Consider the following 6,078-nt stretch of genomic DNA (forward strand, 5'->3'; position numbering starts at 1 on the left):
TGCTCAGGCGACCGGGTGTCGCTGCCCGACACCGAGAGTCGAACGCATGCCATCGGAGCCACCGGCGGCGTGCATGGATCGCAGTTCTTTCTTGTTGAACTTGCCGACGCTGGTCTTGGGTATCTCGGACAGCAGCAGGAACTCGTCGGGCAGCCACCACTTGGCGAAACGCTGCCCCAAGAACGCGCGGAGTTCGTCGTCGTCGAGTGAGTCGTCCTCAGGGACGACGCAGGCCAGCGGACGCTCGAGCCACTTCTCATGAGGCACCGAGATCACCGTCGCCTCACGAACCTTGGGATGCTCCATGAGTGCGTTCTCCAGGTCGATGGAGGAGATCCACTCGCCACCGGACTTGATGAGGTCCTTGGACCGGTCCTTGAGGCTCACATAGCCGTCGGGATCGATGCATCCCACGTCGCCCGTCCGGAACCAGCCGTCGACCATGTTCTCGGCGGTTCGGTCGTCGTTGAGGTAAGCGGCCGCGGTGAACGGGGATTGCACCCAGAAATCACCGACACTCTTGTCGTCCCAGGGCAGTTCGTTGCCCGACTCGTCGAGCACCTTGATCTTCATCAGTGGGATCGGCTGGCCCTGTTTCTGCCGCAGTGCGTAGATCTCCTCCGGCGAACTCTGTTCTGTCAGCGTGCTCTTGATGGAAGAGAAGCAGATCTGCGGAGTGCACTCGGTCATTCCGTAGCCTTGGACGACGTGGGTGCCGTAGGACTGCTCCCACCACTCCATGATGGCGCGCGACGGTGCCTGCCCGCCAAGCCACATGGTGTCCAGGGTCGACAGGTCCCAGTCGCGGTCGGAGTCCCGGATGAAGTCCCGCATCATCGTCCCGATGGTCACCGCGGCGTTCATCCCGGTGACCTTCAGATCTTCGATGATCTGGACGTAATCACCGTCGACGGGGTGGACACCGGGCAGCACCAGAGTCGCGCCCTGCAGCAGCGCCGTGTGCGGAATGTTCCATCCGTTGGCGTGGAACATCGGCGCCACCTCTAGCCACACCTGGCGTTCGCTCATGTTGAGCTTGTCATGCATGGCCAAGCACATTGCCTGCAGTACCTGGGCACGATGGCTGTAGACCACGCCCTTGGGGTCGCCGGTGGTGGCCGAGGTGTAGCACATGGCCGATGCAGTGTTCTCCGAGAAGGTCGGGAACTCGAAGTTCTCGTCGCCCGATGCGACGAGGTCCTCGTACCGGTGTACCGGGGTGAGCGTGGTTTCCGGAAGGGGGCCGTCGCCGATGACGATGAATGCACGGACATTCGGAATGCCCAGTGCAACAAGCTGTTCGACAAGTGCAATCTGATCTTCATCAATGATGAGCACCGAATCGTCCGCGTGGTTGATCAGGTACTGCTGCTGCTCGGGGAACAGTCGCATGTTGATGGTGTGCAGCACCGCGCCGATGCCGGGGACGCCGAAGTATGTCTCGAAATGCCGGTAGTGGTTCCATGCGATGGTGCCGACCCGGTCGCCATGCTCCACGCCGAGGGACTTCAGCGCGCTGGCCAGGCGCCGGACCCGCCGGCCGTATTCGCGGTATGTGTAGGAGTGATAGCTCCCCGGACCAAGTCTCGTGAGGATCCGTTTGTCATGGAAGAGGCGCTCCGTGCGCCAGAGAAGATCGTTGAGCAAGAGTGGCTGGTCCATCATCTGGCCGTCCATGCGGTACCTCCGAGTGGCGTAGGTAACAATTTCTACGCTTGCATCGTGCAACTTCTATAGAAATCTGTCAACGAGTTTCGGGGTCATCGCCTAGAAGGGCTGGGCGTGAAGAAGAGTCCAGCATCCTCCGCTCCTGGGTGGTGTGGTCGCCTACCTGCGGATCAAGGCCTTATGGCAGCGGGGATTCCATGGGTTTGGTGCCGCAGTGGTGCACCGGATGAGGGCCTTCGCGCTGAAGCCTCACGCAACAGCGCGAGGAGTTCTATCGGTGAATTTTCTATAGAGCTAGTCACCAGTGATATCGGCATTGACGGTGGTGTCGTCGTGGGGGTCGGCGAGGACGCCGCGTTCGGTGAGAAGGCCGGCGAGGAGATCGGCGACGTTCATGATGTGCGCCGTCATCGCCATCTGGGCGGCGTCGGCGTTCTTCGTCGATAGGGCCCGCAAAATCGGCAGATGGTCCTGGGGGGCCGCATCGGCCCAGCCCCGGACGAGATGCCACGCCTGGAACGGGATATGGCTCGTCGTCATCTTGAGCAGCCACCGCAGCTTCGGTGCCTCAGCGACGTGGTTGATCACCTGATGGAACTCGAACTCGATCCGGTCGGCGTCCGGGTCACCGCTCTCGGTTGCGACGACGAGTTCGTCCTGGAGTTGCCACAGGGTACGCAGGTCGTCGTCGGACAGTCGTTGCACCGCACGGGCGCACAACTGTCCGGCCAAATGGGCCTGCGCGTTGTACAGATCGAGGAGGTCTTGGCGGGTGATCGGTACAACGGTGAACCCGCGCCCGGGCTCGAAAGTAACCAAACCTTCGCCGTGGAGCGTCATGAGCGCCTCGCGGATCGGTGTCGCGCTGACGCCGAACCTGGCCGCCAGGTGTTCGGTTCTCAGTTTGGTGCCACCGGTCAGCTCGCCGCTGATGACGAGGTTGCGGAGTTCCTCGGCGATGCGCGGACTGAGTCGCGCAGTGCTCCGCTGGGGCGCTCGAGCCTCTTCCGGCATGGCAGTCCGTTCTTTAGGTGGGTACGCGACCGCATCAGTGTAGTGACGGTGCTCAGGGTGCGGACTGCGTCGTCCCGATCCCAGTTTTCTATAGACTGTGGCCGAGGGTGTCTGTAACACTCTCATCGAGACTATAAGTGTCAGAACCTTCCCCTCACGTCCCTCAGCAGGGATTAATTGGCAAGGAGCTTGTAAATGGGCCACTTTGAGCAGCTGTACATCGACGGTAGTTGGGTCGATCCCGACTCTTCTGGTCGAATTTCTGTACATAATCCAACGACCGAAGAGTGTGTCGAGCAGATTCCGGAGGGCACCGTCGGCGATGTCGACCGTGCCGTCGCCGCGGCCAGGGCCGCCTTCGGACCGTGGTCGCGCACGAGTCGGGGGGAGCGAGCTGATCTGATCGAGCGGTTGCAGAAGTTGCTGGCTGACCGGGTCGACGACATCGCCACCACGATCGCCACCGACGTCGGCACTCCGCTGCGGATCGCGTCTCGCATCCAGGCGTCGCTGCCGGTGACCGACTTCGAGGTCAATGCGGCCATTCTGCGTACCGACGAGCCCGAGGAGCGTGTCGGGAACTCGCTGATCGTGCGCGAAGCGGCCGGGGTCGTCGCCGCGATCGCCCCGTGGAACTACCCGTTGCACCAGGTCACCTGCAAACTCGCGCCGGCGCTGGCAGCCGGTTGCACCGTGGTCGTCAAGCCGAGCGAGGTCGCCCCGCTCAGTGTGTACAAGCTGTTCGACGCCATCGACGAGGCGGGCTTCCCGCCCGGCGTCATCAATCTCGTCACCGGTTACGGTCCGGTCGTCGGGGAGGCTCTGGCCACACATCCGGACGTGGACGTCGTCTCGTTCACCGGATCGGTCCGCGCCGGTGTCCGTGTCGCCGAACTCGCGGCGCGCTCGGTCAAACGGGTCACTCTGGAACTCGGCGGCAAGTCGGCCAACGTCGTGCTCGAGGATGCCGATCTGGAAACCGCGGTCAAGGTCGGCGTCGCCAACGCCTTCCTCAACGGTGGGCAGACGTGCACAGCGTGGACGCGTCTGCTGGTGTCGGAGTCGCGTCACGACGAGGCGCTCGAACTCGCCGTCAAGTTCGCCCAGGGATTCGTCCCGGGCAACCCGCTCGACCCCAAGACCAAACTCGGTCCGCTGGTCTCGGCCGCGCAACTGGCCCGCGTCCGAGGCTTCATCGAGACCGGAGTGCAGGAGGGCGCGACCCTGGCGACCGGTGGCGCGGACGCACCTACCGGCTTCGACCGGGGCTACTTCATTGCGCCGACGGTCTTCGGCGGAGTCGACCCCGATTCGACGATCGCGCAGGAGGAGATCTTCGGTCCGGTGCTCTCGGTCATCCCCTTCCGGGACGAGGCGGACGCGCTCGCCATCGCGAACAACTCCAAGTACGGACTGCACGGTGCGGTGTGGTCGGCCGACGCGGGCCGCGCGCTGGCGTTCGCCAGGCAAGTCCGGACCGGACAGATCGACGTGAACGGCGGCGCCTACAACCCACGGGCCCCGTTCGGCGGCTACAAGCAGTCGGGGATAGGCCGGGAGATGGGGCGACCCGGCATCGATGAGTTCACCGAGATCAAGTCCATCCAGCTCTGACGCAGCTCGACGTCGTACGACCACCCAGGAGGAAATGATGGTCAATGCAATCGTGGTCACCGAGACCGGTGGCACCCCCGAGGTCCGAGACCTCGAACTCCGTCCGGTCGGCGAGGCCGACGTGCGGGTGAAGATCGTCGCCGCGGGTGTGTGTCATTCGGATCTGTCGATGATCAACGGGACTCTCGGGCCCCGGTATCCGGTGGTACTCGGCCATGAGGCGGCCGGGATCGTCACCGAGGTGGGTTCGGGCGTCGACACCGTCGAGGTCGGGACGCACGTCGTCCTGAACTGGGCGGCGGCGTGCCGGGAGTGCTGGTTCTGCCGTGCCGACCAACCGTGGCTGTGCAGTGCGGTCGAGGGCGTGGTCAGCGTTCCGTGCGGAACGCTGGCCGACGACACGCAGGCGCACGCCTGCATGGGTGTGGGCGCGTTCGCCGAGGAGGTCGTCCTGCCCGCACGATCAGTGGTCCCAGTCGCCGACGAGATCCCCTTCGACATAGCGGCATTGTTGGGTTGCGCGGTGCTGACCGGTATCGGCGCGGTACGCAACACCGCCTCCGTGGCAAAGGGAGAGTCGGTACTCGTGGTCGGCCTCGGCGGCATCGGGCTCTCGGCTGTCATCGGCGCCAAGGCCGCCGGCGCCGACCTGATCATCGCGGTCGACCGATCGCCAGAGAAGGAGGCTCTCGCCCGCGAGGCAGGCGCCACCCATTTCCTGCTCAGCGACCCCAAACTCGGCAAACAGGTCCGGGCTCTCACCGAGGGACGCGGTGTCGACCAGGCCTTCGACTGCGTCGGTGCGCCGGAGACGATCCGGGGAGCGTGGGGCACGGTGAGGAGAGGCGGACACTGCACGATCGTGGGCGTCGGCCGGCGCGATCAGGAGATCACGTTCAATCCGCTCGAACTGTTCCACTTCTCCAGGACGCTGACCAGCTCGATCTACGGCGATTCCGACCCCGATCGGGACGTGCCCGCGTTGGTAGACGAAGTGCGAAGCGGTGCACTGGATTTCACGACCCTCATCACCCATCGCATTGGCCTCGACCAGGTCGGTGAGGCCTTCGCTCGGATGGAGGCGGGCGACGGCGGCCGCTCGGTGATCTGGCTGGGTGAGGCCTGACGCGATGGAGCGTGAGCGCCTGGGGTGCTGCTCGGAAACGTCAATGGACACATGATGCGGCTGACCAACGGCGCCAGCGACGAGGCATGGACCGCACTCTAGGATCGTGGCATGTCCTCAGTGCAGATCAACGGTCCCCGTGACGGTCACACCCGAAGTGCGACAGTGGCCCCCGGCAGTCTCGTCTTCACCGCGGGTGCCGCGCCCATCGACGAGGACGGCGCCACCGTCGCCCCGGGCAACGTCAGCGAACAGGCCCGGAGGTGCATGGCGAACCTGGAGACGGCACTCGCCGAGGCGGGTGCGTCGCTGGCCGACGTGGCCAAGGTCACCGTCTTCGTCGCCGAACACCTACAAGCCGACCTGGTGGTCGCATGGGACGCGGTGACCGCGGCGTTCGGCGACCACAAGCCGGCCGGCAGCCTGCTGGGTGTCTCGGTACTGGCCTACGACGACCAGCTGGTGGAGATCGAGGCGGTCGCCGCGATCCCGGCCTGACCGGGTCCGCTGGGTCGGGCACGGGCGCGGTGGATATACTCGCGCACGCACGCCTCCTTAGCTCAGTGGTAGAGCACTCGCCTTGTAAGCGAGCGGTCGTCAGTTCAATCCTGACAGGGGGCTCCACGAAGGTGGCGGGCTCGAACGCCCGCCACCTC

General features: G+C 64.7%; 5 protein-coding genes and 1 tRNA gene. 4 read left to right on the forward strand and 2 right to left on the reverse strand.

Going from position 1 to position 6,078, the window contains the following annotated elements; translation table 11 throughout:
• Nucleotides 1-3: 3 nt before the first annotated feature.
• Together NWF34_RS14705 and NWF34_RS14710 are read right to left on the reverse strand one after the other, a co-directional pair.
• Nucleotides 4-1,677, reverse strand: coding sequence for a long-chain fatty acid--CoA ligase (locus NWF34_RS14705; RefSeq protein ID WP_258325381.1), 1,674 nt, complete (start codon nucleotides 1,675-1,677; stop codon nucleotides 4-6).
• Nucleotides 1,678-1,962: 285 nt separating this feature from the next.
• Entirely contained in the window at nucleotides 1,963-2,682 is a 720-nt protein-coding gene (locus NWF34_RS14710) for a GntR family transcriptional regulator (protein WP_258325382.1), read from the reverse strand.
• Nucleotides 2,683-2,877: 195 nt separating this feature from the next.
• Here NWF34_RS14710 and NWF34_RS14715 point away from each other — a divergent pair, with 195 nt between their 5' ends.
• From NWF34_RS14715 to NWF34_RS14730, 4 genes are all read left to right on the forward strand, one after another.
• Nucleotides 2,878-4,296, forward strand: a complete 1,419-nt coding sequence (locus tag NWF34_RS14715) for an aldehyde dehydrogenase family protein (RefSeq protein ID WP_258325383.1) — start codon at nucleotides 2,878-2,880, stop codon at nucleotides 4,294-4,296.
• 34 nt (nucleotides 4,297-4,330) lie between these two features.
• A complete protein-coding gene (locus NWF34_RS14720; RefSeq protein ID WP_258325384.1) occupies nucleotides 4,331-5,422 on the forward strand; it encodes a Zn-dependent alcohol dehydrogenase in 1,092 nt (363 codons plus the stop codon).
• A gap of 111 nt (nucleotides 5,423-5,533) precedes the next feature.
• Nucleotides 5,534-5,920: a RidA family protein gene (locus tag NWF34_RS14725; RefSeq protein ID WP_024500191.1), complete on the forward strand. Its 387-nt coding sequence runs from the start codon at nucleotides 5,534-5,536 to the stop codon at nucleotides 5,918-5,920.
• A 51-nt stretch (nucleotides 5,921-5,971) separates the two neighbouring features.
• Nucleotides 5,972-6,046, forward strand: a tRNA-Thr gene (locus NWF34_RS14730).
• Nucleotides 6,047-6,078: the final 32 nt, after the last annotated feature.

It is taken from the genome of Gordonia sp. GONU, assembly GCF_024733855.1.
Taxonomy (GTDB): Bacteria; Actinomycetota; Actinomycetes; order Mycobacteriales; family Mycobacteriaceae; genus Gordonia; species Gordonia amicalis.

Excerpts from the sequence above, each read along its gene's own strand:
- NWF34_RS14710 (WP_258325382.1), bottom strand. The coding sequence starts at position 2,682 with ATGCCGGAAGAGGCTCGAGCGCCCCAGCGGAGCACTGCGCGACTCAGT.
- NWF34_RS14725 (WP_024500191.1), top strand. The coding sequence starts at position 5,534 with ATGTCCTCAGTGCAGATCAACGGTCCCCGTGACGGTCACACCCGAAGT.
- NWF34_RS14720 (WP_258325384.1), top strand. The coding sequence starts at position 4,331 with ATGATGGTCAATGCAATCGTGGTCACCGAGACCGGTGGCACCCCCGAG.
- NWF34_RS14705 (WP_258325381.1), bottom strand. The coding sequence starts at position 1,677 with ATGGACGGCCAGATGATGGACCAGCCACTCTTGCTCAACGATCTTCTC.
- NWF34_RS14715 (WP_258325383.1), top strand. The coding sequence starts at position 2,878 with ATGGGCCACTTTGAGCAGCTGTACATCGACGGTAGTTGGGTCGATCCC.